25 protein-coding genes are annotated in these 25,754 nt (G+C 63.0%); 12 read left to right on the top strand and 13 right to left on the bottom strand.

The features are described 5' to 3' along the window. On the bottom strand, window positions 1-1,536 hold the full coding sequence (locus FA04_RS08265) for a sensor histidine kinase (protein ID WP_034795304.1): 1,536 nt from the start codon (window positions 1,534-1,536) through the stop codon (window positions 1-3). A gap of 305 nt (window positions 1,537-1,841) precedes the next feature. Here FA04_RS08265 and FA04_RS08260 point away from each other — a divergent pair, with 305 nt between their 5' ends. From FA04_RS08260 to FA04_RS08250, 3 genes are all read left to right on the top strand, one after another. Continuing rightward, window positions 1,842-2,429 (top strand): thermonuclease family protein, encoded by a 588-nt coding sequence (locus FA04_RS08260; protein WP_034795169.1) that lies wholly within the window; start codon window positions 1,842-1,844, stop codon window positions 2,427-2,429. Beyond that, on the top strand, window positions 2,422-3,060 hold the full coding sequence (locus tag FA04_RS08255) for a uracil-DNA glycosylase family protein (protein WP_034795165.1): 639 nt from the start codon (window positions 2,422-2,424) through the stop codon (window positions 3,058-3,060). Before FA04_RS08260 ends, FA04_RS08255 begins: the two co-directional genes overlap by 8 nt. A gap of 65 nt (window positions 3,061-3,125) precedes the next feature. Continuing rightward, the gene (locus FA04_RS08250; protein WP_034795162.1) at window positions 3,126-3,614 is read left to right on the top strand and encodes an Lrp/AsnC family transcriptional regulator; all 489 of its coding nucleotides are present in this window, start codon (window positions 3,126-3,128) and stop codon (window positions 3,612-3,614) included. 15 nt (window positions 3,615-3,629) lie between these two features. Here FA04_RS08250 and FA04_RS08245 read toward each other — a convergent pair whose 3' ends face one another. The 3 genes from FA04_RS08245 to FA04_RS08235 form a co-directional block, all read right to left on the bottom strand. Beyond that, window positions 3,630-4,325, bottom strand: a complete 696-nt coding sequence (locus FA04_RS08245; RefSeq protein WP_034795159.1) for a DNA alkylation repair protein — start codon at window positions 4,323-4,325, stop codon at window positions 3,630-3,632. Next, a complete protein-coding gene (locus FA04_RS08240; RefSeq protein WP_034795156.1) occupies window positions 4,322-5,191 on the bottom strand; it encodes an NAD(P)-dependent oxidoreductase in 870 nt (289 codons plus the stop codon). The genes FA04_RS08245 and FA04_RS08240 overlap by 4 nt, the downstream gene beginning before the upstream one ends. A 112-nt stretch (window positions 5,192-5,303) precedes the next feature. After that, a complete protein-coding gene (locus FA04_RS08235; protein WP_034795154.1) occupies window positions 5,304-6,131 on the bottom strand; it encodes a class I SAM-dependent DNA methyltransferase in 828 nt (275 codons plus the stop codon). A 204-nt stretch (window positions 6,132-6,335) separates the two neighbouring features. On the opposite strand from FA04_RS08235, the gene FA04_RS08230 reads away from it, so the two are divergent. Continuing rightward, complete coding sequence (locus FA04_RS08230; RefSeq protein WP_034795151.1) at window positions 6,336-7,061, top strand: DUF2270 domain-containing protein; 726 nt, start codon at window positions 6,336-6,338, stop codon at window positions 7,059-7,061. Window positions 7,062-7,125: 64 nt separating this feature from the next. Here FA04_RS08230 and FA04_RS08225 read toward each other — a convergent pair whose 3' ends face one another. The 4 genes from FA04_RS08225 to FA04_RS08210 form a co-directional block, all read right to left on the bottom strand. Then, window positions 7,126-7,392 (bottom strand): usg protein, encoded by a 267-nt coding sequence (locus tag FA04_RS08225; protein WP_034795148.1) that lies wholly within the window; start codon window positions 7,390-7,392, stop codon window positions 7,126-7,128. Between the two features lie 165 nt (window positions 7,393-7,557). Next, entirely contained in the window at window positions 7,558-8,388 is an 831-nt protein-coding gene (locus FA04_RS08220) for an ABC transporter permease (RefSeq protein ID WP_034795145.1), read from the bottom strand. After that, window positions 8,385-9,188, bottom strand: coding sequence for an ABC transporter permease (locus tag FA04_RS08215; RefSeq protein ID WP_034795142.1), 804 nt, complete (start codon window positions 9,186-9,188; stop codon window positions 8,385-8,387). The genes FA04_RS08220 and FA04_RS08215 overlap by 4 nt, the downstream gene beginning before the upstream one ends. Before the next feature lie 169 nt (window positions 9,189-9,357). After that, window positions 9,358-10,140 carry an ABC transporter substrate-binding protein gene (locus FA04_RS08210; protein ID WP_034795139.1) on the bottom strand — a complete coding sequence of 261 codons (783 nt, stop codon included), beginning with the start codon at window positions 10,138-10,140 and terminating at the stop codon, window positions 9,358-9,360. A gap of 418 nt (window positions 10,141-10,558) precedes the next feature. Between FA04_RS08210 and FA04_RS08205 the strand changes: the two genes are divergently transcribed. The 3 genes from FA04_RS08205 (at window position 10,559) to FA04_RS08195 (ending at window position 15,632) form a co-directional block, all read left to right on the top strand. Next, window positions 10,559-12,898 carry an OmpA family protein gene (locus FA04_RS08205; protein WP_034795137.1) on the top strand — a complete coding sequence of 780 codons (2,340 nt, stop codon included), beginning with the start codon at window positions 10,559-10,561 and terminating at the stop codon, window positions 12,896-12,898. 168 nt (window positions 12,899-13,066) lie between these two features. Beyond that, window positions 13,067-13,810: a polysaccharide deacetylase family protein gene (locus FA04_RS08200; RefSeq protein ID WP_034795134.1), complete on the top strand. Its 744-nt coding sequence runs from the start codon at window positions 13,067-13,069 to the stop codon at window positions 13,808-13,810. Between the two features lie 223 nt (window positions 13,811-14,033). Next, the gene (locus tag FA04_RS08195) at window positions 14,034-15,632 is read left to right on the top strand and encodes a tetratricopeptide repeat protein (protein WP_051659330.1); all 1,599 of its coding nucleotides are present in this window, start codon (window positions 14,034-14,036) and stop codon (window positions 15,630-15,632) included. Window positions 15,633-15,654: 22 nt separating this feature from the next. Here FA04_RS08195 and mobB read toward each other — a convergent pair whose 3' ends face one another. The 3 genes from mobB to FA04_RS08180 are packed head-to-tail and all read right to left on the bottom strand — an operon-like array spanning window position 15,655 to window position 17,756. Continuing rightward, a complete protein-coding gene (gene mobB, locus FA04_RS08190; protein ID WP_034795131.1) occupies window positions 15,655-16,176 on the bottom strand; it encodes a molybdopterin-guanine dinucleotide biosynthesis protein B in 522 nt (173 codons plus the stop codon). Further along, a complete protein-coding gene (gene mobA / locus FA04_RS08185; RefSeq protein ID WP_034795129.1) occupies window positions 16,173-16,838 on the bottom strand; it encodes a molybdenum cofactor guanylyltransferase MobA in 666 nt (221 codons plus the stop codon). The genes mobB and mobA overlap by 4 nt, the downstream gene beginning before the upstream one ends. A gap of 9 nt (window positions 16,839-16,847) precedes the next feature. After that, entirely contained in the window at window positions 16,848-17,756 is a 909-nt protein-coding gene (locus tag FA04_RS08180; protein ID WP_034795126.1) for a DMT family transporter, read from the bottom strand. A 454-nt stretch (window positions 17,757-18,210) separates the two neighbouring features. Between FA04_RS08180 and FA04_RS08175 the strand changes: the two genes are divergently transcribed. Further along, window positions 18,211-20,754 (top strand): methyl-accepting chemotaxis protein, encoded by a 2,544-nt coding sequence (locus FA04_RS08175; RefSeq protein ID WP_034795123.1) that lies wholly within the window; start codon window positions 18,211-18,213, stop codon window positions 20,752-20,754. Window positions 20,755-20,993: 239 nt separating this feature from the next. Here the strand turns inward: FA04_RS08175 and moaA are convergent, their stop codons facing one another. Beyond that, window positions 20,994-22,043, bottom strand: a complete 1,050-nt coding sequence (moaA, locus tag FA04_RS08170) for a GTP 3',8-cyclase MoaA (RefSeq protein ID WP_082572764.1) — start codon at window positions 22,041-22,043, stop codon at window positions 20,994-20,996. Window positions 22,044-22,258: 215 nt separating this feature from the next. Here moaA and FA04_RS08165 point away from each other — a divergent pair, with 215 nt between their 5' ends. Then, complete coding sequence (locus FA04_RS08165) at window positions 22,259-22,633, top strand: gamma-butyrobetaine hydroxylase family protein (RefSeq protein WP_034795121.1); 375 nt, start codon at window positions 22,259-22,261, stop codon at window positions 22,631-22,633. Window positions 22,634-22,690: 57 nt separating this feature from the next. Here FA04_RS08165 and FA04_RS08160 read toward each other — a convergent pair whose 3' ends face one another. Continuing rightward, window positions 22,691-23,173 (bottom strand): MarR family winged helix-turn-helix transcriptional regulator, encoded by a 483-nt coding sequence (locus tag FA04_RS08160; protein WP_034795119.1) that lies wholly within the window; start codon window positions 23,171-23,173, stop codon window positions 22,691-22,693. Window positions 23,174-23,220: 47 nt separating this feature from the next. Here FA04_RS08160 and FA04_RS08155 point away from each other — a divergent pair, with 47 nt between their 5' ends. The 3 genes from FA04_RS08155 (at window position 23,221) to FA04_RS08145 (ending at window position 25,705) form a co-directional block, all read left to right on the top strand. After that, entirely contained in the window at window positions 23,221-24,129 is a 909-nt protein-coding gene (locus FA04_RS08155; RefSeq protein WP_034795117.1) for an alpha/beta fold hydrolase, read from the top strand. Window positions 24,130-24,256: 127 nt separating this feature from the next. Further along, the gene (locus FA04_RS08150; protein WP_034795114.1) at window positions 24,257-24,865 is read left to right on the top strand and encodes a pyridoxamine 5'-phosphate oxidase family protein; all 609 of its coding nucleotides are present in this window, start codon (window positions 24,257-24,259) and stop codon (window positions 24,863-24,865) included. A gap of 69 nt (window positions 24,866-24,934) precedes the next feature. Beyond that, window positions 24,935-25,705 (top strand): M15 family metallopeptidase, encoded by a 771-nt coding sequence (locus FA04_RS08145; protein WP_034795111.1) that lies wholly within the window; start codon window positions 24,935-24,937, stop codon window positions 25,703-25,705. Window positions 25,706-25,754 lie beyond the last annotated feature (49 nt).

The raw sequence follows: 25,754 nt of genomic DNA, 5'->3' as shown, positions 1-25,754 counted from the left end.
TCAGGCGAAGCTCTTGCGGCGGCGAACCGGGGCTGCGACATCCTCGATCGCCGGCAGGCTTTCGAGCACGCGGCGCGCCGGCAGGATGGCGATCGCCTCTGTACCTTCGCGCAGCTTCGAGCGCAGGATGAATTCGCCATTGTGCTTGGCGAGGATGGCCTGGACGATCGGCAGGCCGAGGCCCGTGCCCTGTTCGGCACTCTTGATGGCGATCGAGCCCTGGCCGAAGGCCGAGAGCACGATCGGGATTTCTTCCTCGGGAATGCCGGGGCCGTTGTCCTTGATCGAGAGATACTGGCCGCCGCCCGCGGTCCAGCCGACCTTGAAGGTGACTTCGCCGCCGGTATTGGTGAACTTCACGGCATTCGACAGCAGATTGAGAATGACCTGGCGCATCGACTTTTCGTCGATCCAGACCGAGGGCATGCCGTGTTCGAACTGCTGGTGGATGGTGATGTTCTTGGCGCGGGCCTTCAGTTGCACCATGCCGATGCAATCCTCGGCAATATCGACCAGGCTGACCGAATCCTCGTTGAGGTCGTAGCGGCCGGCCTCGATGCGCGACAGGTCGAGGATCTCGTTGATGAGGTTCAGCAGGTGCTCGCCAGAGCGGTGGATGTCGTTGGTGTATTCCTTGTAGGTCGGGTTGCTGAGCGGGCCCAGAACCTCTGTCGACATCACCTCGGAGAAGCCGAGAATGGCGTTCAGCGGCGTGCGCAGCTCGTGCGACATGGATGCGAGGAAGCGCGACTTGGCGAGGTTTGCCTCTTCGGCACGCCGGCGGGCTTCGTCGGACATCGACTTTGCAACTTCGAGTTCCGCGATCAGGTCGTCCTTTTCCGATTGAACGGAGAGGATGTGCACGCTTGCGCGGTTCATGCGATCCGTCATCAGCACCAGAAAGAGCAGCGACAGCGAGATGACGCCGGTGAGCCCCATATAGATCACGTCGCCGGTCGTGAGCGATGCAAAGGCGAGGGCTGCCACGACCGGGGCGAAAGTGTAAAGGAGCGCATTGCGCAGCAGGAACGTGCCCATGGCGGTCGCAGCAAGCGCGACCAGCAGCACCGTGCCCTCGAAGAAGCCGAAGCGCACGTTGCCGCAGCTCGCGCAATCCTGTGTGACGAAGGTCGCCCAGCAGAGGCCCATCAGCACCTGGCCGAGCAGGAAGCGGCGGCGCCAGACCGGAACCTTCTCGGCGCTGATGTCTTCCCGGCGTGCCTTGCGCGCAAAGAAGAGCGTGACGGCATGGGCCGAGAGCGTCATGACCGCCCAGAGGACGAAACCGAGATTGCCGGAGAGATAGATGCCGACCGCCGCAATCAGCGTAACAAGCACCGGAATGGCGATCGCGCCATGCAGAGCACTGTCGATGTAGAGATTGAGCATCTCGCGCTCGAAGCCCGAGGGCACCGACGAGCCTGTCTGCAGCCGCTCACGCGTCGCGCGGACCGTCCTCGAAACGGCCTTGTTTCGATGGCTACGCGATTTGTCGACGATAATCTTATCGGTCGATGTGCTGGCAGCGATACTCATGCTCATATGCGACGGTTGCGATTGCGTTGCAGTCTAGTGAGCAATCCTTAAGAAGTTGCTGCGGTGCGTGAAGGATTCGACAACCATTGTGGCGCAGCCGTGTTCAGGTCGTGATGGATCGCGCTGCGTGTGAGGTTCCTTCTCTAATCTTTTGGAATCGACCATGTTTATGACGCGCTGGTCTGCGAGGCAGTCCCGCGGCAATCGAGGTTAGGGCAGGCGTGAAATTCGGACGGACGACATATCGGTTTCCCAAGGGCCGCGGCAGGTCCCGCGGTCATGCGCCGTCCGGCGGACGTGGCGGCATGGCCGGCGGATGGATCATTCTCATCCTCTTGGCGATCGGCGCCTTTGTCGCCGACAGGCTGCCCGTCGGAGAGCGATCTGCGACCGGTTCGGCACGGGGCGCGGCGATCGCGAGCGACGGCGACAGCCTGCGGATCGACGGTAAACGCGTCCGCATCGAGGGTATCGACGCGCCGGAGCTCGACCAGACCTGCAGGCGCGACGGCGTCGCCTGGGACTGCGGCCGCGAGGCGCGCGACAGATTGCGGGCGCTCGTCTCGGCAGGTGATGTGCGCTGTCGGTTTCACGGCCGGGACAAATACGGCCGCGAGCTCGGCGTTTGCGATGCTGCCCACCGCGATGTCGGGCGCGAGATGGTGCTTTCGGGCTATGCGGTGAGCTACGGGCGCTATGAGGCTGAGGAGGCAAGGGCAGAACGGGAGCAGCGCGGGCTCTGGGCCGGCGAGTTCGTGAAACCGCAGGAGTGGCGCCGGACGAACGGTCATCCCGACGAGGGGCCGCACCTCATCGATGGCTGGCTTGCGGCGATCCGCAGCTGGCTGCTCGAACGCCTGACCGCACTTTTTTCCGGTATCGCCGATGCCTGACGACCGCATTGCTCACCTCGAACGGTTGCGGGCGGAAATTGCGGCCTGTCGCATCTGTCGCGACAGCCCGCTGCGTGGCGAGGCCGACCGGCTGCCGCACGAGCCGCGGCCGGTGGCGGTGATCTCCACCGCGGCGCGCATCCTGATCGCCGGGCAGGCGCCCGGACTGCGCGTGCATGACAGCGGTCTGCCGTTCAACGATGCGTCCGGCGATCGGCTGCGGCAATGGCTGGCTGTCGATCGCGAGAGCTTCTACGATCCGGAGAAATTCGCGATCGTGCCGATGGGTTTTTGCTTTCCGGGCTATGACGCGCATGGCAGCGACTTGCCTCCGCGGCGCGAATGCGCGCCGCTTTGGCGCCACCGGGTGATGGAGCAGATGCCGCAGGTGGAGCTGGTGCTGGCGATCGGCCACTATGCGCAACGCTGGCATATCGGCCCGGACTGTCCGAAATCGATGACCGAGACGGTGAAGAACTGGCGGCGCTACGCGATGCGCAACGCCGTGCCGGCGATCCTGCCGTTGCCGCATCCGAGCTGGCGCAACACCGGCTGGCTGAAGCGAAATCCCTGGTTCGAAGCGGACGTACTGCCCTTCTTGCGCGAACGTGTTTTCGTTCTCACGAACTGAAACAATTTTCTTTATCTTCATCAATTTCGCGCTATAGAGGGAAAAATAATTCGAGAGGGACTTTTATGGATCGCCTAGACCGCAAAATCCTGCGCCTGCTGCAGGAGGATTCCACGCTGGCCGTTGCCGACCTTGCCAAGAAGGTCGGGCTTTCGACCACGCCGTGCTGGCGGCGTATCCAGAAGATGGAAGAGGACGGCGTCATCCGCCGCCGCGTCGCGCTGCTCGATCCGGTGAAGATCAACACCAAGGTCACGGTCTTCGTGTCGATCCGTACGAACTCCCATTCGATGGAGTGGTTGCGCCGCTTCTCCGAGGTAGTGTCCGAATTTCCGGAAGTCGTCGAGTTCTACCGCATGAGTGGCGACGTGGACTATCTGCTGCGTGTCGTCGTGCCTGACATCGCCGCTTATGACGCCTTCTACAAGCGCATGATCGCCAAGATCGAGATCCGCGACGTTTCCTCCGTCTTCGCCATGGAGCAGATCAAGTATACGACCGAGCTGCCGCTCGACTACATGATGATCGACCAGGCGAAGTCCAGCGAGGACTGACCTCAGCTAGCAGACTCAGGCGAGGCCAAGCCTTGCCAGGATCTTGTCGTTCGACAGTTCGCGAACCGCGTCCTTGCCCGTCCAGCGGGCGGCGCGGTTCGAGCTTTCCGCCAGTCGCTTCGCAAGCGCAAGGGCCGGGCCGTGGCAGGCGGCGTTGCGCTTGCCGATCTGCCGGAGCGCCCAGTTGACCGCTTTCTTCACGAAGTTGCGCTCGTCGCCGGAATGCTGCTCGATCAACGGCAGCCAGCCGAGAAGCGCTGCGTCCGGTTCTTTCTTCAGGTGAACCGCAGCCGTCGCGATCATCGCAAAGGCGATGCGGCGGACGAATTCCCGTTCGTCGGCGGCAAATTCCGGAATCAGTTCGCGCTCGAAGCGCGCGGCAATAAAAAGGTCGGCGACGGTATCGACCACTTCCCAGGAATTGCAATCTTCCGCCCAAAGGCGCGCCTCGTCGAGCGTCAGTACTTTCGGATCGGCGGTGAAGGCGGCCAGGATGCGCGCCTCGCGAATGCCGGTTTGCCAGAGCGCCAGCGCCCGGCGGTGATCGGTCTTCACCAGCCGGGTGATCTTGTGAAGCTCGACGTTGGAAAGCCCGATGGCGGCGTCGGTGACGATACCGAAACGCGCCATGCCGGCGAGATTGTCTTCAGAGCCGAGAGACCGCAGGTGAGCGATGATCTCGCCCGCGGTCGAGGACGGGCTAAGGCTCACTTTTCGAGGCGGGCGAGCAGCGAGGACGTATCCCAACGGTTGCCGCCCATTTCCTGCACATCGCCGTAGAACTGGTCGACCAGCGCGGTCACCGGCAGCTTGGCGCCGTTGCGGCGGGCTTCGGCGAGCACGATGTCGAGGTCCTTGCGCATCCAGTCGACGGCGAAGCCGAAGTCGTACTTGCCGGCATTCATCGTCTTGTGACGGTTTTCCATCTGCCAGGAGCCGGCTGCCCCCTTGGAGATGACGTCGACGACCTTCTCGATGTCGAGACCCGCCTTCTTGCCGAAGTGGATGCCTTCGGCGAGCCCCTGGACGAGGCCGGCAATGCAGATCTGGTTGATCATCTTGGTGATCTGGCCGGCACCGGCCGGACCCATCAGGCCGACCATGCGGGCAAAGGCTTCAATGACCGGCTTGGCGCGATCGAAGGCGGCTTCGTCGCCGCCGCACATCACCGTCAGAACGCCGTTTTCGGCGCCTGCCTGGCCGCCGGAGACCGGGGCATCGACGAAGTGGGCATTGCGGGCCTTGGCCGCTTCGTAGAGTTCGCGGGCGACCTCAGCGGAGGCCGTGGTGTTGTCGATGAAGACGGCGTTGGCCTCCAGCTTTTCGAAGGCGCCGTCCTTGGCCGTCGTTACAGAGCGCAGGTCGTCGTCGTTGCCGACGCAGCAGAAGACGAAATCGGCGCCATCGGCGGCCTCTGCCGGGGTACGCGCCGCGCGACCACCGAACTCGGCCGCCCACTTTTCGGCCTTGGCGAAGGTGCGGTTATAGACCGTCAGCTCGTGACCGCCGCGGACCTTGAGGTGACCGGCCATGGGGTAGCCCATGACGCCGAGACCGATGAATGCAACCTTTGCCATTTTCCGAATACTCCCATTGCTTTCGCCTTGGTGTAGCCGATGGCGCGGGTGCGGAAAAGAGAGAAGGGAGCATCGTGCGATGCTCCCTTCTCATGATGCTGTCATGGCCCGATCAGGGCTTGAAGCGTGCGACCACCAGATGTCCGGCGATCGGCTCACCTTCTTCCAGGCGCACCGTGATGTCGCCGACTTCGACGATCTCGAAGCCGGTGGCGGCGAGACGGTCGCGCAGGTAGCTCTCGGCATGGGCAAAGCGCTGGTGCGGGCCGACCATGAAATTGCGGCCGGCGAAGGTCTCTGCGGGCAGGGTTTCGCTGGAGAAGATCAGCAGGCCGCCCGGGACGAGGTTGTCGACCGCGCCGAAAAACAGCGCTTCGAGCGCGCCCATATAGGGAAGCACGTCGGTGGCGACGATCAGGTCGAAGGGCTCGTCGTCATTGTCGTCGAGAAAGTCGACCGCCTCTGCAACATAAAGCGTCTCGTAGAGGTCTTTTTCGTGGGCGATCTCGACCATGTTTTCGGAGAGGTCGACGCCGGTGATGTCTTCAGCCATGTCGCGGAGCGCGCCGCCGGTCAGGCCCGTGCCACAGCCGAGATCCAGCACCCGGTCGAAGGGCCCGAGTTCAAGCGCCTGCAGGCGCTGGCGGACGAGGAGCGGCACGCAGTAGCCGAGCTGGTCGACGAGCACGTTGTCGAAGACTTCGGCATGCTGGTCGAAGAGCGTGGCGACATAGGCATCGGGCGCCTTCACCGGCGTTTCGCCGCGTCCCATCGAAGCCAGTCGCACGGCAGCGCCGCCGTGGTCTTCCGGATCGAGCGCCAGCACTTCGGCATAGGCTTGCGCCGCGGCATCGAACTTGCCGGACTTTTCCAGGGAGAGGGCGCGGTTATAGGCCTCGGCCAGCGCTTCCTCGTCGATTTTCGTGCTTTTCTGGGTCATGGGCGCTTCTTACGTCCGCAGCCGGTTTTTGGCAATCGCCGTCGGCGAAAGGTTTGCGGGCGTGGATCTGGCGTTTTGGCGGTCAGTGGCAGGATTTCCTTGGCCTTCCGGACGAAAAACGTCGCCATGCGGCGCCATCGGGATTTATCGGCGACAGGAAAGGAGTCATCATCGCAAGCATAAGAAAAGACGGGAGGAATGCCGATGTCCGCCGAGCTTGGGCCGCTGATCTTGAGCGCCGAAACGAAGGAGCCGAAAGGCCCGCCCTTGCCGCAGACGTCGCAGGAGCAGATCAACGCGGTGGTACACTATTATCGCGGCGAAATGGGGCGCATGGCCGGCTGGCGCGACCGCATCGACCGGACCTCCAACTGGGCAATCACCGTCGTTGCGGCGCTGCTCTCGGTCTCGCTGTCCACACCGTCGTCGCATCATGGCGTGCTGCTCTTCGCCATGCTGCTGATTACGCTCTTGCTCCTGATCGAAGCCCGGCGCTATCGCTTCTTCGACGTCTATCGCGCCCGGGTACGGCAATTGGAGCGCGGCTACTTCGCCCAGATCCTGGCGCCCGATGGCACGCCGAACCTCAATTGGGCGGCGTCGATCGCCAAGAGCCTGCGCAAGCCCGCTTTCCTGATGAGCTACCGCGAGGCGCTTTGCCGCCGGCTGCAGCGCAATTACTGCTGGATGTACCTGATCCTGCTGCTTGCCTGGGCGCTGAAGATTTCCTCGCCGAAGATCTCCACCAATGGCGAGCCCTTCGGCCACGTGCGCTCCTGGATGGACGTCGCCCAGAATGCGGCCCTCGGTCCCTTGCCCGGCTGGCCGGTGATTGTTGGTGTCATCGTGTTTTACGGGCTGGTGCTCTACGGCTCGCTGCACAAGGAGCCGCGCGAAGGCGAACTCGCGCATGGGGAGGTGCATGTCTGAGGGCGCCGGGCGTCACGCCGATCCAGGGTTCCTGGTGACAGAGAGCGGTCGCCGTCGGCGGCTCTCAGTGCAGAATGAGCTCGCCCTTCAGTGCGCGCCATTCGGTGGCCGAGATCAGCTTGCGGTGCACGTAGCGCACCGAATGCAGCGGCCCGTCCAGTTTCTCTTCCCAGAATTTCAGGAAGCTGCGCATTTCGGGGAAGTCCGGCGCAATGTCGTAGTGCTGCCAGATATAGGTTTGCAGGAAGGCCGGATGGTCGGGCAGGTGATAGAGGATCTGCGCCGTCGTCAGTCCGTAGCCCTTGAGCTGAAGTTCCATCTCGTTCGTCATGTGGACCTCACTTCTCGCAAAGGTTGGTCCCTATGATGAAACGCCTGATTTGTTAATCAAGGGCTAATATTTGTCCCGAAGTGAAACTTTCTCGTGAAATAACAAAAGCTTGGCAGCCTCTCTTAGGGAGTGCTGCCAAGCTTGTTCGAAACCGACGTAGAAACCCTATCGCTTCAGATGGCGGGTCAGCCGCGCTTCCAGCAGGCTCCAGATGTTGCGCAGGATCTCGACCATGATGAGGTAGAGAATGGCTGCCCAGATATACATCTGGAAGTCGAAGGTACGCGAGAAGGCATAGCGGGTTTCGCCCATGAGATCGAAGACGGTGACGATCGCGACGATCGCCGAGCCCTTGATCATCAGGATGATCTCGTTGCCGTAGGGGCGCAGCGCCACGATCATTGCCTGCGGCAGGATGATCTTCCAGAAGGCGACGCGCTGGGGAAGGCCAAGCGCGTCAGCGCCTTCGCGCTGGCCGCGCGGCACGCTCTCGATCGCGCCGCGCAGGATTTCCGCCTGGTAGGCCGCAGTGTTGAGCGTGAAAGCGAAGATCGCGCAGTTCCACGCGTCGCGGAAGAACCACCACAGGCCGACCGCTTCCAGCTGCGGGCGAAAGCTGCCGAGGCCGTAGTAGATGAGGAAGAGCTGTGCCAGAAGCGGCGTGCCGCGGAAGAAGTAGACGTATCCGTAGGCGAACCACGACAGGACCTTGTTCATCGACATGCGGGCAAACGCGATCGGCAGCGACAGGATGGCGCCCATGACGATCGAAAGGCCGACCAGCATCAACGTGACGCCGAGGCCGTTGATGAAGCGCGGGCCGTATTTGGCAAACTTGTCCGGATCCCAGCCGCCGACCACGGTCAGGAAGATACCGACGCCGAGTGCCAGCCAGATGCCGAGCGCAACGCTGCCGACGAAGCGGGTGAGCGTGTAGGGCTTCGGCGGAACCGGCGGCGGCGCCTGCGGCGGGATCATCGTTGCAACGACACTCATCGGCCCATCTCCGCACGTTTGGTTCGCCGTTCAATGTAGGAGAAGACGATCGAGGAAATCATCGCGAGGATCAGGAAGAGCACGCAGGCAACACCGTAGAATTCGAAGGCCTGCTTGGTCACGCGGGCGGCAATGCCGGTCTGGCGCAGGATGTCGGTCAGGCCGACGACCGAAACGAGGGCAGTATCCTTGAGCAGCGCCATCCAGAGATTGCCGAGACCGGGCAGGGCGATGCGCACGAGCTGCGGCAGGATGATGAGGCGCATGGTGCGGCCGCGATGCAAGCCAAGGGCGTCACCGGCTTCGTATTGTCCATGCGGGATGGCCTTGAAGGCTGACAGCAGCACTTCCGAGCAATAGGCGGAGAAGACGACGCCGAGTGCGATCATGCCGGCGAAGAAGGCATTGATCTCGACCGGACCGTCGTAGCCGAGCGATGCCAGCAGTTGTTGAACGAGGATCTGCAAGCCGTAATAGACGATGAAGAGCGTCAGCAGTTCGGGCAGGCCGCGGAAGATCGTCGTGTAAATGTTCGACGCGAGCCGAACCGTGCGCTCTTCGGACTGCTTGCCCAGCGCGATGAAGAAGCCGATCAACAGGCCGACGGGCAGCGTTGCGATGGCAAGGCTCGCGGTAATGACGAAGCCGTGGGCGATATCGTCGCCCCATCCGGTGTCACCGCAGGCGAGAAGCGTGCCAGGTGCGAGCCAGGTAAAGACCCCGACCGGGCCGCAGAATGGATCGACGATCGATCCGATCCAGGAGAGGATGGAATAGAAGCCGGCAAACAACCCGCTCATGTCAGAGATTTCCCCTTTTGCGCTGTTTTTATGCGTATCGATCGCGCTTTGTTTTAGGCACTTGTCAAACAAAAACGGCGGAAGGGCAAGCCATCCGCCGTTGCAATTTTCGCATCAACCGACGTTTTTCCGGCATGATTCACTAGGAAATCGCACCGGAAACCGTCAATCAGCTGCCATAAACGTCGAATGGGAAGTACTTTTCGTTGATTTCCTTGTACTTGCCGTTGGCGCGGATCGCTTCGATCGCCTTGTTGAACTTCTCGCGCAGCGCATCGTCGCCCTTGCGGACCGCGATACCGGCGCCGTCGCCGTTGATGACAGGGTCGATCGGCAAGGTGCCGAGCAGCTTGCAGCAGGCGCCGTCAGCGGTCTTCAGCCATTCCGAGAGCACGACGACGTCGTCGATGACCGCATCGATACGGCCGTTGGCGATGTCGAGCTTGTACTCATCAGCCGTCGGATAAAGCTTGATTTCGGCACCCTTCATATGCGCTTCGGCATAGTTGGAATGGGTGGTCGAGCCTTGCGCGCCGAGCGCCTTGCCCTGAAGGGCGGCTGCGGTTGCCTCGGTGATCGGCGAATCCTTCGGCACGACGATTGCCGGCGGGGTGTTGTAGTACTTGTTGGTGAAGTCGACCTTTTCCTTGCGCTCGGCGGTGATCGACATGGACGCGATGATGGCGTCGAACTTCTTCGCGATGAGCGCCGGAATGATGCCGTCCCAGTCCTGCGTCACGAAAGTGCACTCGGCCTTCATTTCCACGCACAGCGCCTTGGCGATGTCGATGTCGAAGCCCGTCAGCGTGCCGTCCGCTTCCAGGTTGTTGAAGGGCGGGTAAGCGCCTTCCGTGCCGATCACGACCTTTTCGCCGTCGGCCATGGCCGAGCCTGCCATGAGCACGAAAACGGCAGCCGATGCGGCGGCTGCCAGCCGCTTGGAAATACGCATGATAGTCCTCTCTGTTGGTCGACATCCGGCATTGTTGTTTTTCGCGGATGCCAATTTCAGCCGGGGCGTCTGCCGCCGGTTGTGGCGATATTCGTACTCTTTTCCACTAAAAATCAACAGGAAAGCGAAGGCGCTCAACGGGAATCAAGTTTCGACCGATGATTGTGGTTTTCCGCGCGGGAGAAACATGAACGGGGCGTTCAGCGGCGGTTAATCTTGCCTCCGCTAGCCCTTGTCAAGGAACCGGTTCGCGGTTTGGGCGTTGCATTGGACCGCGCGTCTCGCGGCCAACACAAAAAAGCCGAAACCTTGGGTCAAGGCCCCGTAAGTATTCGTGTTCGCATTCTCTTCTTCAGCGTGTCACAGGTTGACGAGAGGATGCGGGCCAGGACCTCCCAGGAAGAGGAAGGAAGACAAAATGTCGATTCGATCCAAGCTGTTCGCGACCGTCGCGCTGCCGGTGCTGTCGGTGTCCGTGGCGGTTCCGCCCGCGGTGGCCGACAGCCTGATGAAGCCATTCGAGGTTGCACAGGAGGGCGGTGGCCAATCCGACGAGGAACTGCTGCTGCAGAAGCAGCGCCAGGCGGAAGAAGAAGCCGCGCGCCAGGCTGCCGAACAGCAGCGCGCCGCTGAAGAAGAAGCTGCACGCCAAGCTGCCGAGCAGCAGCGTGCTGCTGAGGAAGAGGCTGCCCGTCAGGCCGCCGAGCAGCAGCGTGCCGCTGAAGAAGAGGCAGCGCGCCAGGCCGCCGAGCAGCAGAAGGCCGCTGAGGAAGAAGCTGCGCGCCAGGCTGCCGAACAGCAGAAGGCTGCTGAAGAAGAAGCCGCACGCCAAGCTGCCGAACAGCAGAAGGCTGCTGAAGAAGAAGCGGCACGTCAGGCTGCCGAGCAGCAGAAGGCTGCTGAGGAAGAGGCTGCCCGCAAGGCTGCTGAAGAGCAGAAGGCGGCCGAAGAGCAGAAGGCTGCAGAGGAACAGAAGGCCGCCGACGAGCAGAAGGCCGCTGACGAACAGAAGGCTGCCGAAGAGCAGAAGGCCGCCGAAGAGCAGAAGGCCGCTGAAGAGCAGAAGGCCGCTGAAGAGCAGAAGGCCGCCGACGAGCAGAAGGCCGCTGAAGAGCAGAAGGCCGCTGACGAACAGAAGGCTGCTGACGAACAGAAGGCCGCTGACGAGCAGAAGGCTGCTGACGAGCAGAAGGCTGCCGAAGAGCAGAAGGCTGCCGAAGAGCCGAAGGCTGGTGGCGAAACCGCTCCCGCCGTCGAGCCGCAGCCGCAGACTGGCGAGGGCCAGCCGGTGCCTGGTGCAGAACAGCCGCAGACGGGCGAGGGACAGCCGGTGCCTGGTGCCGAACAGCCACAGACGGGCGAGGGACAGCCGGTCCCGGGTACCGAGCAGCCGCAGACCGGCGAAGGTCAGCCCGTGCCCGGCACGGAGCAGCCGGTAACGGCCGAGCAGCCACAGGTGCAGCAGCCGGCTCCGGAAGTGGTCGACACCCGCACGGAAGAAGAGAAGGTGAAGATCGCCGATGATCCGGCCGCGACCGACGAAACCGTCGTGCTGCCGGTCGAAAACGGTGCTGCCGTGCTCGACAGCGACAAGGACGCCGACAATGCCGGCGGCAACCAGGCGCGCGAAGAGCGCCAGAAGCTGCGTGAGGAACTGCGCGCCAAGGAAGAGGACGCCCCTCCGCCGGCCGACGATGCCGCAGCGCAGGCTGCGATTGCTGCCGAGATGCCGGCCGACCTACCGCAGAAGATCGAAGCGAACCTCAACGAAAAGGGGACGCGCGTCGATGAGGCTCCGGTCTTCGTGGTTCCGGAGACGACCAACATCGTCAACAACACTGTTATCAACAACACGGTGATCAACAACAACACGACGGTCAACAACATCACCAACAACATCACCGAGGTAAAGATCGTCGAGCAGGTCGACAACCGGGTGATCCTCGGTGTCGGCGACCAGATCTTCGTGCGTGGCGACGACCGTCCGCGCCTGCGTTACGATGCGGAAGAGACTTACTACGATCAGCTTCCGCGCGGTCGTACCCGCGAAACCATCGTGCGTCCGGGCGGCTACCGGATCGTCACCGTCTACAACCGTTACGGCGACATCCTGCAGCGCTCGCGTGTCGACCGCGACGGCAACGAATACCTGATGATCTATGCGCCCGAGCGTGACGAGGGTCCGCGTCCGGCGATCATCGACGTCGGCTACGAACTGCCGCCGATGCGCCTGCGCATCCCGGTTCGTGACTACATCGCCGACGTTTCCGACGATCCGGATCGCGACTACTACGAGTTCCTGGCCGAGCCGCCGGTCGAGCGTGTCGAGCGCGTCTACACCATGGACGAAGTCCGCCACTCCGCCCGCCTGCGTGACAAGGTGCGCCGCGTCGACCTCGACACGATCACCTTCCCGACGGGCAGCGCCGAAGTGTCGATGTCGCAGGCCAAGACCATGCGCAAGGTCGCAGCCGCGATGGAGAAGATCCTCGCCAAGGATCCGGGTGAAACCTTCTTCATCGAAGGCCACACCGATGCCGTCGGCTCGGACCGCTCAAACCTGGTGCTCTCCGACAAGCGCGCCGAATCGGTTGCCTCGCTGCTGACCGAGGTCTACGGCATTCCGCCGGAAAACCTGGCGACCCAGGGCTATGGCGAGCGCTTCCTGAAGGTTCGCACCCAGGACGCCGAACAGCAGAACCGTCGCGTCACCATTCGCCGTGTGACCCCGCTGGTTCGCCCGGTCGCACAGCGCTAACAGGGCTTCGCGCAGCGCTAACAAGGCGCGCGCAGCGCCAAAATGATTGGCGCTGCGCGGATCAAGCTTCGGGCAGGACTGCCCGGATAAGAGCAGGAAACCCGCCTCGCAAAAGGCGGGTTTCTGTCGTTTGACATTCCTTCCCAGATTTTTCTTCCTCGGATTGCCATGAAAGCCTTCGTTCTCGCGCTTGTTGCCGCCACCACGCTCGCCCATTCGGCCATCGCCGCGCCCGGGCTCGTCGAGCCGGATCTGCGTCTGCCCGCCAATCCCGAGGGAAAGGGCGGAGCGCCGCGGGTGGCGCTGACGCTTGACGCCTGCAGCGGCGCCACCGACATGCGCATCCTCGGCACACTGATCGAAAACCGCATCCCCGCCACGATCTTCGTCACCGCGCGCTGGCTGAAGCGCAACGGCCTCGTCGTCGAGGTGATGAAGGCGCATCCGGATCTATTCGAGATCGAGGACCACGGCGCCATGCACGTGCCGCCGATCGACGTGAAGATTTCCGTCTATGGCATCGCGGCAGCCGGCTCCGAGGCGGCAGTCGCCGCCGAAGTCGATGGCGGTGCTGTCGCAATCAAGGCGCATGGCCTGCCGGCGCCGAAGTGGTTTCGCGGCGCGACGGCCAAATACACCCATTCGTCGATGAGCCAGATCCGCGCCATGGGCTACCGCATCGCCGGCTACTCGGTGAACGGTGATGGTGGCTCGCTGCTGGGTGCGGCGATGGCGGAGAAGCGCATTCGCGCCGCCAAGGACGGCGACGTCATCATCGCCCATATCAACCAACCGACCCATTCCGCCGGCGCCGGCGTTGCCCGCGGCATCCTCGACCTCAAGGCGAAGGGCTACAGCTTCGTGCGACTGAACGACACTCCGGACGAAATGACCGTCGGCGCGACGAACTGACCGCCAGCAACGGCTGATACCGGAAAATATCCGCACGCCGAGGCCGTTGGCGTAAGCCGCAAGTGTGGGCCGTGAATGCGGCGCGCCCTCCGCGGCGGTTCATGTCTCGTCGGCCACGAGGCCGCTGCTCGACGCAAAGTAGCGGCCCGTCGAAATCCGTTTTCCGTTGCCGGTTCCTCCCCCTAGGCTTCTCTCCCTATGCGACTGGTTCTGGAGGGGTGGGATGAAACGTGTCGTCTTCGGGCTCGTTATCGCACTGCTCGTGGAGGCTTCCTTGCCTACGCGTGCCTATGGCGCAGGCACGGCTCTGCCACCATTCGAGCAGGTGCTGGAGCGCGCCGAGGCCGGTGACGTTGAGGCCGAGGTCGATCTCGGCATGCGCTACCAGACCGGCGAAGGTGTTGCCCACGATGTCATGAAAGCCATCGGCTGGTACGGGAGGGCTGCAGCGAAGGGCAACGCGAAAGCCCAGTTCCTGCTCGGCTCGATCTACTTCAACGGTGCCGAAGGTGTGAAGCAGAACTATGTCGAGGCGCTTCGCTGGTTTCGGCTTTCAGCCGATCAGAAGACGCCGGCCGCCCAGTACAATATCGGCGTTCACTACGAACAGGGATTGGGTGTCGCCAAGGATGACGCGCAGGCCGTTGCCTACTACCGGCTGGCAGCGGAGCAGGGCTATGCCGCGGCCCAATACAATTTCGGCTACATGTTTCAGGAGGGGCGCGGAACGACGCGCGATCCGGCCGCGGCCTTCGAATGGTATCGGAAGGCTGCGGACCAGGGGCTGGTTGCGGCCATGCACAATCTTGCCGTCGCCTATTTGCGGGGCAACGGTACGCTGAGGAATGACGCGGAGGCCTATCGCTGGGAGTCGCGCGCCGCGATCGGCGGGGAACCCCGCGCCCAGTACAATCTCGGCGTTATGTATGAGAGAGGCACCGGTGTCGAACGCAGCGTTCCCGAGGCGCTCAACTGGTATGTGCGAGCAGCCGAGCAGGGAAACATCGAAGGGCAGGTGAATGCCGGCAGGCTCTATTTCAACAGCGAGGCGGGGCGGGTCGATACCAAGGAGGGTGATCGCTGGCTGCGGCTTGCTGCGAATGCCGGAAACGGGCAGGCACAAAATCTCCTCTGCACGATCTACGTGCGCGCCTTCGGCGTCGGGCGCGACGATCGGGAGGCGGTGAAGTGGTGCCGGATGGCGGCGGACCGGGGCATGGTCTCGGCGCAGGTGGATCTGGCAATCTTCTACATGCTGGGTCGCGGTGTCGAGAAGGACGAGGCTCAGGCATTCGAGCTGTTCCTGAAGGCGGCAGAACAGGGAAACCCGCAAGCGCAGATGAATGTCGGCGCCATGTACCTGACGGGTGCCGGCGTCGATGAAAACTACGCCGAGGCGCACCGCTGGTTCCTGATGCTTGCCGATCGCGGAGATCCCAAAGGGCAATTCAACCTGGCGGTCATGTATGCGAATGGCCAAGGTATCGAGAAGAACGCGAAGGAGGCGGCGCGGCTCTACAAGCTTTCGGCTGACCAGGGTTATGCCTTGGCGCAGTTCAATCTCGCCATCGCCTATCTCAATGGCATCGGCGTGGAGATTGACGCTCCGGCTGCCGTCAGGTGGTTCCGCAAGGCGGCGGAGCAAGGAAATGCGGACGCCCAATTCTTTCTCGGTATCGCCTATGCGAGAGGCGATGGGGTGGAGCAGGATCTTTCAGCCGCGGCCGAGTGGTATGCCAAGGCGGCCGCGCAAGGGATGCAGAAAGCGCAGGAGTTGCTGGCGAAGCTGCCTGAAGAGTATCGCCGTGCCTCACAGCGTTGAGCCTGCAGCGCCTTCGCGCATTTCAGACGCCTTTGCGCTGTAGCCCTGTGACCTTCTCGACGAAATCGGCAATTGCCGCCGTGTCGTCGAGCTCGAACACTGGCAGATCGGAGCCTTCTACCGGATGATCGGCAGCGATTGCGCAGATGTGGGGGTCGGTGGGCGCCAGCGGCTCGCGGTTCGCTGACTCCAGACGACGAGCCTCGACCTTCGGGATCGGTTCGCGCTTGTAGCCTTCGATGAGGACGAGATCGCAAGGCGCGAGCCGCGCCAGGATCTCCTTGAAGCTTGGCTCCGGGGCGCCGCGCAATTCGTGCATGATGGCAAATCGCGTGCCGGAGACGATCGTCACCTCATGGGCGCCGGCCTCGCGGTGACGGTAGCTGTCGGCCCCGACCTTGTCGATATCGAAGTCGTGGTGGGCGTGCTTGACGGTGGAGACGATGTAGCCGCGCCGCGTTAGCTCGGTGACGAGCCGTACCATCAGGCCGGTCTTGCCCGAATTCTTCCAGCCGGCGATGCCGAAGATCTTCATGGCGCTCATGTTTTGTCATCCTCGAAGAAACGCAACCATTGCTCCGCGTCGGTCAGATCCTCGGGCGTGTTGACGTTGAAGAACGTATCGAATGCGCCTTCTGCCGTCGCGATAAGCGGAAAATCGACCGTTACCGAAGGGTGGCGTTCGATGAAGGCGCGGACGCGGCGCTTCGGGTCACTTGTCAGAAAGGTCTCAAGCTCGTCCGCAAGGGCGACCGGCCAGAGCCCGAACAACGGATGCATCTGCCCGTTGGATGCCGCAACGGCAATCTGCTGGTGCTCTGTCAGGCCGGCAATCATTCGGGTGACGAGATCATCCGGAAAGAACGGCGTATCGGTCGGAACAACGACGACGTGGCTTGCTGCCGGATTGGTCGCCGCGACATGGCGCATGGCTGTCAGCACGCCGGCAAGCGGGCCGAGAAAACCGGGGACTGTGTCGGCGATGACGAGCACGCCTCTGTCGATGGCGCCGGCCGGATCGACGTTGAGGTTGACGGCGACGCTCGTCACCTGAGGCCGGAGCCGGACGACGATGCGCGTCAACATCGTCTGGCCGCCCAGCTGAAGGCCGAACTTCGGGCTGCCCATACGGCGCGACAATCCGCCGCCAAGCACGACGGCGGGCAGGGGTGCGCTGATCAGGGGCGAGGGACGGCTTCCGGGCATTGTCGGCTCCTATTCCAGTGGGCCGGTCAGCGAGCGCTGGGCGACGGCTTTGCGACCGCGCAGCGTCTCGCGATAGAAGGTGTAGAGACCCGAACCGATGATGATCGCGACGCCGACCAGCATCCAGTGATCCGGCACCTCGGCAAAGAAGAAGATGCCGATCGCAATCGACCAGATCAGGCTGGTGTAGCGGAAGGGGGCGATCACCGAAATGTCGCCGGCCCGCATCGCCAGCACGATCGTCTGGTAGCCGAGCATCAGCAGAACGCTTGCCGCAGCGATATGGCTGATGGTCGTCGTCGACATCGGCTGCCAGCCGCCCATCGGCTGGATGAGCAAGGCGCCGACGAGGGTGGTGACGAGCGAAGTCGATACGGTGATGTAGAGCGCCGGCACGTCGTGGCCGATGCGGCGGGTACAGAGGTCGCGGGTGGCGGTGACGAAGACGCACCCAACCACGGTCAGCGCCGCCGGCGTGAAGCCCTCGGGGCCCGGCCGGAGCACGATCAGCACGCCGATGAAGCCGGCGATGATCGCGGTCCAGCGGCGCCAGCCGACCGGTTCGCCGAGGAAGAGCGCGGCGCCGAGCGTGACGGCCAGGGGAAGCGCCTGCATGATTGCCGAGGCGTTGGCGAGCGGGATCTGGCCGAGGGCCGAGATATAGGTGACCGAGGCCAGCGCCTCCATGGCGATGCGCAAGAGGATCACCGGCCGCATCAGCGTTCCGATCGGCCGGAAGGCGCGAAAATGCCAGGCCGCGAGCACGACCATCAGCGTCGTCAGCAAACCGCGCACGAAGATGATCTGCCCCACATTCATTGCGCCGGTGACGGATTTGACGAGCGCGTCGTTGCACGAGAACGTGACCATCGCCAGGCACATGAAAAGAATGCCGCGGAAATTGGTGAAGGCTTGCATGCTGGCTGTCCTGCGACGCCGGGCAAGCGGCCTGCGCTGCCGGCGGATGGGGAGGCGAATCCGTGAATGGATCGCCTAATGTTTAAGCATTGGCTGCCGGGTTGTGCAAACGGGATCGCATGCCGCTCCGACTTTTCTTGTCCGACAAGTAGAAGGATTGCCTTCGAGGGAGAACCATTGCCGGAAAGACTGTCGCATGCCGGTAAAGCCGGTGTGCTCGAACATAAGCTTATTCGCGGAATCTTAAGTTTCGCTGCCTATCGTCGCGGCAATTCCGCATCCATTCGCATGACGCGATCGGCGGGGTGGCGCCGCAATAAACCTTGCAGGGTGGCCATTCCAGGGACGTTTGCTTGAGGCTTGGGAGAGCCTCCGGCCGATGGCCCATCGGTGTTTCCACCAAGAAAAACCGCCGCGCGGGCCTGCTTCCCATAAGAATAATCAGGGGTGCGCAATGTCTTTCATCGATCGCTTGCTGCAACGGCTGCGTATCGTCACCAAGGTGCTGCTTTTCGTGGTTCCGCTCGTGGCGCTTATCGCCGGCATTGGTCTCATCGGCTTCTTCACTGCCCGCACGCTCAACGGCCATATGACCGTGACGCGGGAAACCATCAACAATCTCTCGGATTTCCAGGCGCTGCGCGGCGCGCTGCAGGCTTTTGCTGATGCGCCGAGCGAGGAGACGCGCACGGCACTGTCGGCCCAGATCGACGAACAGGAAAGCGGCGTGAAGACGCTCGACGGCCTGTTGACCCGTGCCGAGGACAAGGCGGAAATCGCTTCGGTGCTTACGCTTGGTCAAGCCATGCGCAGCCAGACGGACAAGCTCTGGGCGACCAAGCTCGAGCGCGACCAGGTAACAGCGTCACTCGACAAGGCGCTTGCCGACATGACCGAACAGGGCAATGGCGCCTACAAGCAGATCGACATCATCCGCAAGGAATCGGGTGAGAAGGAAGCTTTTGCCAAGGCGTTGCTGTTCGATGCCGCCGCCTATCAGGGCCTTGCGGAGCGCATCAAGAAATTCCGCCTGCCGGTAACCATGGCCGTCAACCCCGACGCCAAGATCGACCAGGCGAACAAGCTTCTGCCGCATCTCATGAAGCAGATCGAAGAGGCGGAAAAGATCGCCTCGGAAAAGGTGCAGGCGCCGATTGCCGAACTGAAGGATCAGGCAACGAAGGTGCAGGCGACCCTTGCCGGCGGCGATGACAACGAGGCGAAGAAGAACGCGCTGGTGCCGATCCTCAGCAAGTTCTCGAAATACGAAGCGGACTTTGCCAAGGAGGCCGCAAAGAATTCCGACACGGCCGCCAAGCGCTTCGTCGGCATGGATGCCGAGATCTCGCAGCTGAAGACCCTGATCGCGCTGATGGGCGACACCTTCAAGGGCCTCGACAGCACGCGGCTGCACATCAGCGAACTGCATCGCAAGCTCGATGCCGCCGGCCGCGAGCCGGTCATGGCCGACATCCTGGCGGTTCGCGAAACCTCAGCCAAGCTCGGCGAACTCGGCGGCAAGAACGCTGCCCTTCGCGACCTTCCGGGTAAGCTCGGCCCGTCGCTCGACAACATCGACAAGGACACCGCTGCATTGATCGACGTCGGCGGCCGCTGGCAAACGGCAAAGAGCGAAGCGGCGACGATGGTCGCAGCCGCCAGCACGACGCTCGAAAGCTTCGTCAGCAGCGCCCAGGAGGCCGGCAAGGTCGACAGCCAGCGTTCGGCCGACGTTTCGATCGTGGCGATGATCGCCGGCACGCTGCTCGCCATCATCGGTGGCCTGATGCTGGTCGAGACGCTGCGCGGTCCGCTGAAGCGCGTGACCGAAACGATGACGCGGCTTGCCAATGGTGACCTCGACGTTGCCATCGAAGGCCGCAACCGCGGCGACGAGATCGGCGACATGGTGCGCTCGGTTGCCGTCTTCCGCGACAATGCGGTCGAGAATGTCCGGCTTGGTCGTGAGGCCGAGGCCGCGCGCGCGCTTTCTGCAGAAGAGGAAACGCGCCGGGCTGCTGAGCGCGCCCGCATCGAGGCCGAGCAGATGCAGGCGCTGAACGCGCTCTCCGACGTGCTCGCAGCACTTGCCGATGGCGATCTCGAAGAGGGCATGTCCGAGGATCTGCCCGCCGATTACGTGATCATGGCCCGCACCTACAACAATGCGGTCGAGGCGCTGCGGGCGACGCTTGCCGACGTGCGCGTTGTCACCGGCGAGATCACCGGCGGCACCGGCAATCTCGCCGCGTCGGCTGACGATCTGGCGCGCCGGACCGAGCAGCAGGCGGCAGCCCTCGAGGAAAGCTCGCGGGCCCTGCGTCAATTGACCGATATCGTCCGCGCGACGGCCGAAAGCGCCCGCAAGACAACGGTTTCGGTCGGTGAAACCAACTCCTACGCCAAGCATTCCGGCGAAGTGGTCGCCAAGGCGATCGATGCCATGGCCGAGATCAACCGCTCCTCGGAGAAGATCAGCACGATCATCGGCGTCATCGACGAGATCGCGTTCCAAACGAACCTGCTTGCGCTCAACGCCGGCGTCGAGGCGGCGCGGGCAGGCGAGGCGGGCCGCGGCTTTGCGGTGGTGGCGCAGGAGGTGCGCGAACTCGCCCAGCGCTGTGCCGGGGCTGCCCGCGAGATCAAGGGGCTGATTTCCGAAAGCTCGGCACAGGTGAGAAGCGGCGTCGCTCTCGTCCAGGAAACCGGCGACGCGCTGACAGTGATCAACAGCCACATAGGCACGATCCACGACCTCGTCAGCAACATCGAGGCTTCGGCCGCCGACCAGTACACCGGTCTCAACGAGGTGAACTCGGCGGTGCATCAGGTCGAGATGATCACCCAGCAGAACGCCGCGATGGTCGAGGAAAACACCGCCGAGATCCATGGCCTGCGCCGGCAGGTGGAAGCGCTCAACGACAAGATCGAACGCTTCCGTACCGGGACGGACGGTATCGGCGCCCGCGGACAGGGGCATCGAAGCTACGCGGCTTGAGTGTCCGGGCGGGCGGCTTGGGCACCCGCTGACCAAACCTCTCCCCGCAGGCGGGGCGAGGGAACGTGCCGGACGGTCAAGCGCGCCCATACAGGCGCTATCCACTTACACGCGGAATACGTGGGGACACGAAGATGTGCCCCACATTCCCTTCTCCCCACCTGCGCGGAGAAGGTGCCGGCAGGCGGTTGAGGGGCCGCCTGCCGGTTGTTCTTCCAAATTGGTATCCTGATGAAAGATCAGCCGCCGGTGACGCTCATGTGGCGGGCAACCGCCGGGCGGTTGTGCTCGCGGTCGATGATGAAGTCGTGGCCCTTCGGCTTGCGGCCGATCGCCTCGTCGATCACCTGGCTGAGATAGGCATCGTCTTCGGAAGCGCGCAGCGCTGTGCGCAGGTCGGCCGCGTCGTTCTGCCCGAGGCACATATAGAGCGTGCCGGTGCAGGTGAGACGGACGCGGTTGCAGCTCTCGCAGAAATTATGCGTCATCGGCGTGATCAGGCCGAGCCTTCCGCCGGTTTCCGCCACCTCGAGGTAACGGGCAGGGCCGCCGGTGCGATAGGGAATCTCCGAGAAGGTGAACTGCTCTTCCAGTTGCCGGCGCATTTCCGACAGCGGCATGTAGTGGTCGGTCCGGTCTTCTTCGATCTCGCCCATCGGCATGGTCTCGATCAAGGTCAGGTCCATGCCGCGGCCATGGGCCCAGCGCATGAGATCGGGAATCTCTGCGTCGTTGAAGCCTTTCAACGCAACGGCATTGATCTTGATCTTCAGGCCGGCGGCCTGGGCTGCGTCGATGCCTTCCAGAACCTTGGAGAGATCGCCCCAGCGGGTGATCTGATGAAACTTTGCCGGGTCGAGCGTGTCGAGCGAGACGTTGATGCGCTTGACGCCGCAGTCTGCAAGCTCGGCGGCATATTTCGCAAGCTGCGAGCCGTTGGTCGTCAGCGTCAGCTCGTCGAGCCGGCCGGCCTCGATCTCGCGACCGAGTTCGCGCACCAGAAACATGATGTTCTTGCGCACCAGCGGCTCGCCGCCGGTGAGCCTGAGCTTGCGGACACCCTTCTCGATGAAGGCGGAACAGAGACGCTGCAATTCTTCGAGCGTCAGCAGATCCTTCTTCGGCAGGAAGGTCATGTGCTCGGCCATGCAATAGGTGCAGCGGAAATCGCAGCGGTCGGTAACGGACACGCGCAGATAGGTGATCGCCCGGCCGAAGGGGTCGATCATCGGGGCTGTCTTCTGCTCCAGCGGCAGAGCGCCAGATCTGTCTATCGTTGCTGTGTTCAAGCGTCTTTCTCCCAGCCCCTTCAATGTCGTCGTCGAAGATCGTCGCGTCAAGGCGCATACTGTCGCAAAGTGTTGATCGGAAGAGACGGGTAATTCTCGCGCGCCGATTTCTGCGCTAGTGCATTGTTGTCCTTCAGAGCAATGCCGCATCGGGGGACGCAGATTACGGCGAATGGCCGGCATCCGGTTTGTCGTACGCGAAAGGAAGCAGCGAAATGAGCGAAGTCTGGCCGACGGAATTGCGAGTGTCGAAGGATCGCCACCGGCTTGTGGTGACGTTCAACGACGGAGCCTCCTTCGATCTCTCGGCCGAGATGCTGCGGGTGCTTTCGCCGTCGGCCGAAGTGCAGGGCCATGGTCCCGGTCAGCGGGTGACCGTGCCCGGCAAGCGCAACGTGCAGATCATTTCGGTGCAGCCGACCGGCAACTATGCGGTGCGCATCGGCTTTGACGACTTCCACGACACCGGCATCTTCACCTGGAACTACCTGCGCGAACTCGGCGAAAAGGGTGCGGAGCTGTTTGCCGGCTACGAGCAGGAGCTCGTGGAGAAGGGCATGTCACGGGACAAGGCCGAGAAGCCGCGCTGACGACGGCCGTGCGCTCTCGCGTGGTTTCATGCATGCGGCGCCCGCGTGGCGCCCACCTCAGGCCAATTCGCCTTCCTCCCGCAAGAGCAGGCCGATCAGCCGCTCCATGGAGCGGGTGACCACCAAGCAGTCATCGATCGACTCATCGTCGAGCAATCTTTCGATCAGCGCCGTGTGGATCTCCATCGCGGCCTCCGTCAGCGTGCGGCCCTCGGGCGTCAGCGATAGCCTGAGCACCCGTTTGTCCTTCTCGTCACCGCGACGCAGGATCAGGCCGCGTTTTTCCAGATGCGGCAGCAGCATGCTCATGTTGGAGCGGCCGACCAGCAGCTTGCGTGCCAGTTCCTGCTGCGAGATGCCGTCGAACCGGTAGAGATTGATCAGGATGTCGAGATGCGGGGGCTTGATATCGAGATGGGCGATCTCGCGGGTTACCGTCTGCTGCATCAATTGGCAGGCACGGGCAACCGCGATCCAGCTGCGGAAGCGGGGGTGGTCCCAGGGAAAATGATGTTCTGTGGTCACTTGATTTTTGTTCATCGTTGTACAATTATGTTCAGCATTGAACATTTTTAGAGATTCCCACTATGGCATCCTTTGCGATCAAGGTCATCCGCAACGCGCTGAAAGGCGTCGACGCGTTTTCACCCGAGGCGGCCGGGCGGCTCGCTTTCAGGCTGTTCACCCTCACGCCCGGCAGAAGGCCGAAGAATGCCAAGGAAAGGGCGGCGCTTGCGGCTGCAGCCCCGGTGATCGCCAGGGGGCAGCCGGTGACGCTCTCCTATGCCGGCGGCTGGGTGCTGGCGCGCAAGTTCGCCGCACCGCGCGAGGCTGCCAACACCAAGCGCATTCTCCTCGTGCACGGCTGGGGATCGCGCAGCGACTATCTGGCGGCGATGATCGACGGCCTGGTCAAGGGCGGCGCCGAGGTGGTGACGCTCGATTGGCCAGGGCACGGCGCTTCGCCGGGGCGCACGCTGACGATGCCGGCGGCGGTTCGAGCGATCGACGCGGCCTGGCGGCATTTCGGCAATTTCGACGTCTGTGTCGGCCATTCCTTCGGCGGCGGCAGCCTGGCCTGTGCGGCCGGCGGCATCGTCTGCGACGTGCACAGCCATATGCCGAGAAAGCTGGTGCTGATCGGCGCGCCGAGCGAGATGACCTGGCTTTTCAAAGGGTTCGGAAAAATCCTTCGCCTGTCGCCAAAGGCGCAGGCGGCTTTCGAAGGCGTGGTCGAGCGTCTGTCCGGACGGCGCCTTGATGATTTCGATGCCGCGCGCGTGATCCAGGCGCGTGCCGTGCCGACGCTCATCATCCATGCGGAAGACGACAAGGAAGTCTCCGCCGACCATGCGCGCCGTTATGCGGCGGCCGGGCCGAATGTCGAGATGCACTGGGCAAACGGTTTTGGCCACAGGCGCATTGTTTCGGCCGCACCGGTGATTGCGCGGATCAACGCCTTCATACACGCGGAAGATCAAAAAGCCGTCGCCTGACTATTTTTCGTTGACCTCGTCATCAGTCTGTCATGCTATCGGCCGAAGGGTCACTGGCCCGGGATTCGGCGCGCAGATCAGCGCCCTGATCGTTCCCCGGGGAAATCTGGCAGCATTGGGGGACGGTATGTCGATCATCGCCTCGGTCGAGGAACTCAACGCGCTCTATGGCGGCGTCAGCGAAGCATCGGTGGCCAAGGTCACCAAGACGCTGACGGCTGAATACCGGCTGATGATCGAGGCATCGCCTTTCTGCGCGCTCGCGACCGTCGGTCCGGAGGGCCTGGATTGCTCGCCGCGCGGGGACGATGATTGCGTCGTGCGGATCGCCGACGACAGGACGGTGCTGATTCCGGACTGGCGCGGCAACAACCGCGTCGATTCGCTCGCCAATATCGTGCGCGATCCGCGCGTGGCGCTGATGTTCCTGATCCCCGGCTCGAACACGACGATGCGCATCAACGGCACGGCGGTCCTCAGTGTCGATCCTGGCTTGACGGAAAGCTTCGAGGTCGACGGCAAACATCCGCGCAGCGTTATCGTCGTGACGATCGGTGAGGTCTATTTCCAATGCGCCCGCGCCGTCATGCGCGCCCAGCTCTGGAACCCAGACCGCTTCCTCGATCCGGCATCGCTGCCGACGCCTGGCACGCTTCTGAAGGCCGCCAAGGCGGATTTCGACCGTGACACCTATGACCGAGAATGGCCGGAGCGCGCCGCCAAGACCATGTGGTAGGCTGCGTCCCGGCTGATCGGCACGATTGGCCAAGCACAGAGGCTGGAGGCGAGGGTGCTGCGGCAAGCTATGACAGGTGCACTCCTGCTCGCTCTCCTAATCGGCAAGGCGTCTGCCACCGAGCCGTTGCTGTCGGAGAAGCTCAGGCTGCTGGCAGCCCGCTACCCTGATGCCATCGAGCGCATCGAGAATAATGCCCTGGTCCTCAGGGATGGCGGACCGCCGATCATCATCGACGACGGCCGAGCGAAAAGCCATGCCGAGAAACTCGCGGCAGGAGACGTCGAGGACAGCCTGTCGCAGATCTATCCGCTCGGCGCCTGTGCGACGCCACCGGCGGTCGATTTCGACCCGGGGCGCATCCGCAGCGAAGCGCTGCTGAAACGGCTCTATGGCGGCAGCGCTGCAGCCGTCCGGCGGGATCTCGTGAGCGTGGACTGGTTCGGCGAATGGCTGCAAGTGACGAGGAAGCACGGGATGGCGGCGGCGCTGAAGGCTGTTGCTGCTGACCTTTCGCGGCAAGCCGAACTCAAGCGCTATCTCAGCCCGAGTGCCGGTACCTTCAACTGGCGGCCAATTGCCGGCGCTGCGACGCTGTCGGTCCACAGCTTCGGTGCGGCCATCGATATCAACACGCGCTTTGCCGACTATTGGCGTTGGGCGGGAAAAGCCAGGGGCGGCTATCGCAACCGCTATCCGCTGGACATCGTCCAAGCCTTCGAGAAACACGGCTTCATCTGGGGCGGCCGCTGGTATCACTTCGACACGATGCACTTCGAGTACCGGCCGGAGATCATCGCAATCGCTCGCGCCGCAGGCGCCGATTCCTGCCGCCGGTAACGCATTTGAGCGGAAAGCGGGCTCGTTGCCCATGAAACGCAAAAGGCGC

The organism is Ensifer adhaerens (genome assembly GCF_000697965.2).
GTDB classification, from domain to species: domain Bacteria; phylum Pseudomonadota; class Alphaproteobacteria; order Rhizobiales; family Rhizobiaceae; genus Ensifer; species Ensifer adhaerens.
Note: the sequence above shows the minus strand (reverse complement) of the source record. Positions and strands in the feature narration are given on the sequence as shown.

What these genes read in the sequence shown, in the direction of transcription:
- FA04_RS08160 (WP_034795119.1), bottom strand. Translation starts at nt 23,173, where the DNA reads ATGAACAAAAATCAAGTGACCACAGAACATCATTTTCCCTGGGACCAC.
- FA04_RS08205 (WP_034795137.1), top strand. Translation starts at nt 10,559, where the DNA reads ATGTCGATTCGATCCAAGCTGTTCGCGACCGTCGCGCTGCCGGTGCTG.
- FA04_RS08145 (WP_034795111.1), top strand. Translation starts at nt 24,935, where the DNA reads ATGACAGGTGCACTCCTGCTCGCTCTCCTAATCGGCAAGGCGTCTGCC.
- mobA (WP_034795129.1), bottom strand. Translation starts at nt 16,838, where the DNA reads ATGCCCGGAAGCCGTCCCTCGCCCCTGATCAGCGCACCCCTGCCCGCC.
- FA04_RS08225 (WP_034795148.1), bottom strand. Translation starts at nt 7,392, where the DNA reads ATGACGAACGAGATGGAACTTCAGCTCAAGGGCTACGGACTGACGACG.
- FA04_RS08250 (WP_034795162.1), top strand. Translation starts at nt 3,126, where the DNA reads ATGGATCGCCTAGACCGCAAAATCCTGCGCCTGCTGCAGGAGGATTCC.
- FA04_RS08200 (WP_034795134.1), top strand. Translation starts at nt 13,067, where the DNA reads ATGAAAGCCTTCGTTCTCGCGCTTGTTGCCGCCACCACGCTCGCCCAT.
- FA04_RS08215 (WP_034795142.1), bottom strand. Translation starts at nt 9,188, where the DNA reads ATGAGCGGGTTGTTTGCCGGCTTCTATTCCATCCTCTCCTGGATCGGA.
- FA04_RS08265 (WP_034795304.1), bottom strand. Translation starts at nt 1,536, where the DNA reads ATGAGTATCGCTGCCAGCACATCGACCGATAAGATTATCGTCGACAAA.
- FA04_RS08255 (WP_034795165.1), top strand. Translation starts at nt 2,422, where the DNA reads ATGCCTGACGACCGCATTGCTCACCTCGAACGGTTGCGGGCGGAAATT.
- FA04_RS08210 (WP_034795139.1), bottom strand. Translation starts at nt 10,140, where the DNA reads ATGCGTATTTCCAAGCGGCTGGCAGCCGCCGCATCGGCTGCCGTTTTC.
- FA04_RS08150 (WP_034795114.1), top strand. Translation starts at nt 24,257, where the DNA reads ATGTCGATCATCGCCTCGGTCGAGGAACTCAACGCGCTCTATGGCGGC.
- FA04_RS08220 (WP_034795145.1), bottom strand. Translation starts at nt 8,388, where the DNA reads ATGAGTGTCGTTGCAACGATGATCCCGCCGCAGGCGCCGCCGCCGGTT.
- FA04_RS08230 (WP_034795151.1), top strand. Translation starts at nt 6,336, where the DNA reads ATGTCCGCCGAGCTTGGGCCGCTGATCTTGAGCGCCGAAACGAAGGAG.
- FA04_RS08180 (WP_034795126.1), bottom strand. Translation starts at nt 17,756, where the DNA reads ATGCAAGCCTTCACCAATTTCCGCGGCATTCTTTTCATGTGCCTGGCG.
- FA04_RS08165 (WP_034795121.1), top strand. Translation starts at nt 22,259, where the DNA reads ATGAGCGAAGTCTGGCCGACGGAATTGCGAGTGTCGAAGGATCGCCAC.
- FA04_RS08195 (WP_051659330.1), top strand. Translation starts at nt 14,034, where the DNA reads ATGAAACGTGTCGTCTTCGGGCTCGTTATCGCACTGCTCGTGGAGGCT.
- FA04_RS08240 (WP_034795156.1), bottom strand. Translation starts at nt 5,191, where the DNA reads ATGGCAAAGGTTGCATTCATCGGTCTCGGCGTCATGGGCTACCCCATG.
- FA04_RS08235 (WP_034795154.1), bottom strand. Translation starts at nt 6,131, where the DNA reads ATGACCCAGAAAAGCACGAAAATCGACGAGGAAGCGCTGGCCGAGGCC.
- FA04_RS08175 (WP_034795123.1), top strand. Translation starts at nt 18,211, where the DNA reads ATGTCTTTCATCGATCGCTTGCTGCAACGGCTGCGTATCGTCACCAAG.
- FA04_RS08260 (WP_034795169.1), top strand. Translation starts at nt 1,842, where the DNA reads ATGGCCGGCGGATGGATCATTCTCATCCTCTTGGCGATCGGCGCCTTT.
- mobB (WP_034795131.1), bottom strand. Translation starts at nt 16,176, where the DNA reads ATGAGCGCCATGAAGATCTTCGGCATCGCCGGCTGGAAGAATTCGGGC.
- FA04_RS08155 (WP_034795117.1), top strand. Translation starts at nt 23,221, where the DNA reads ATGGCATCCTTTGCGATCAAGGTCATCCGCAACGCGCTGAAAGGCGTC.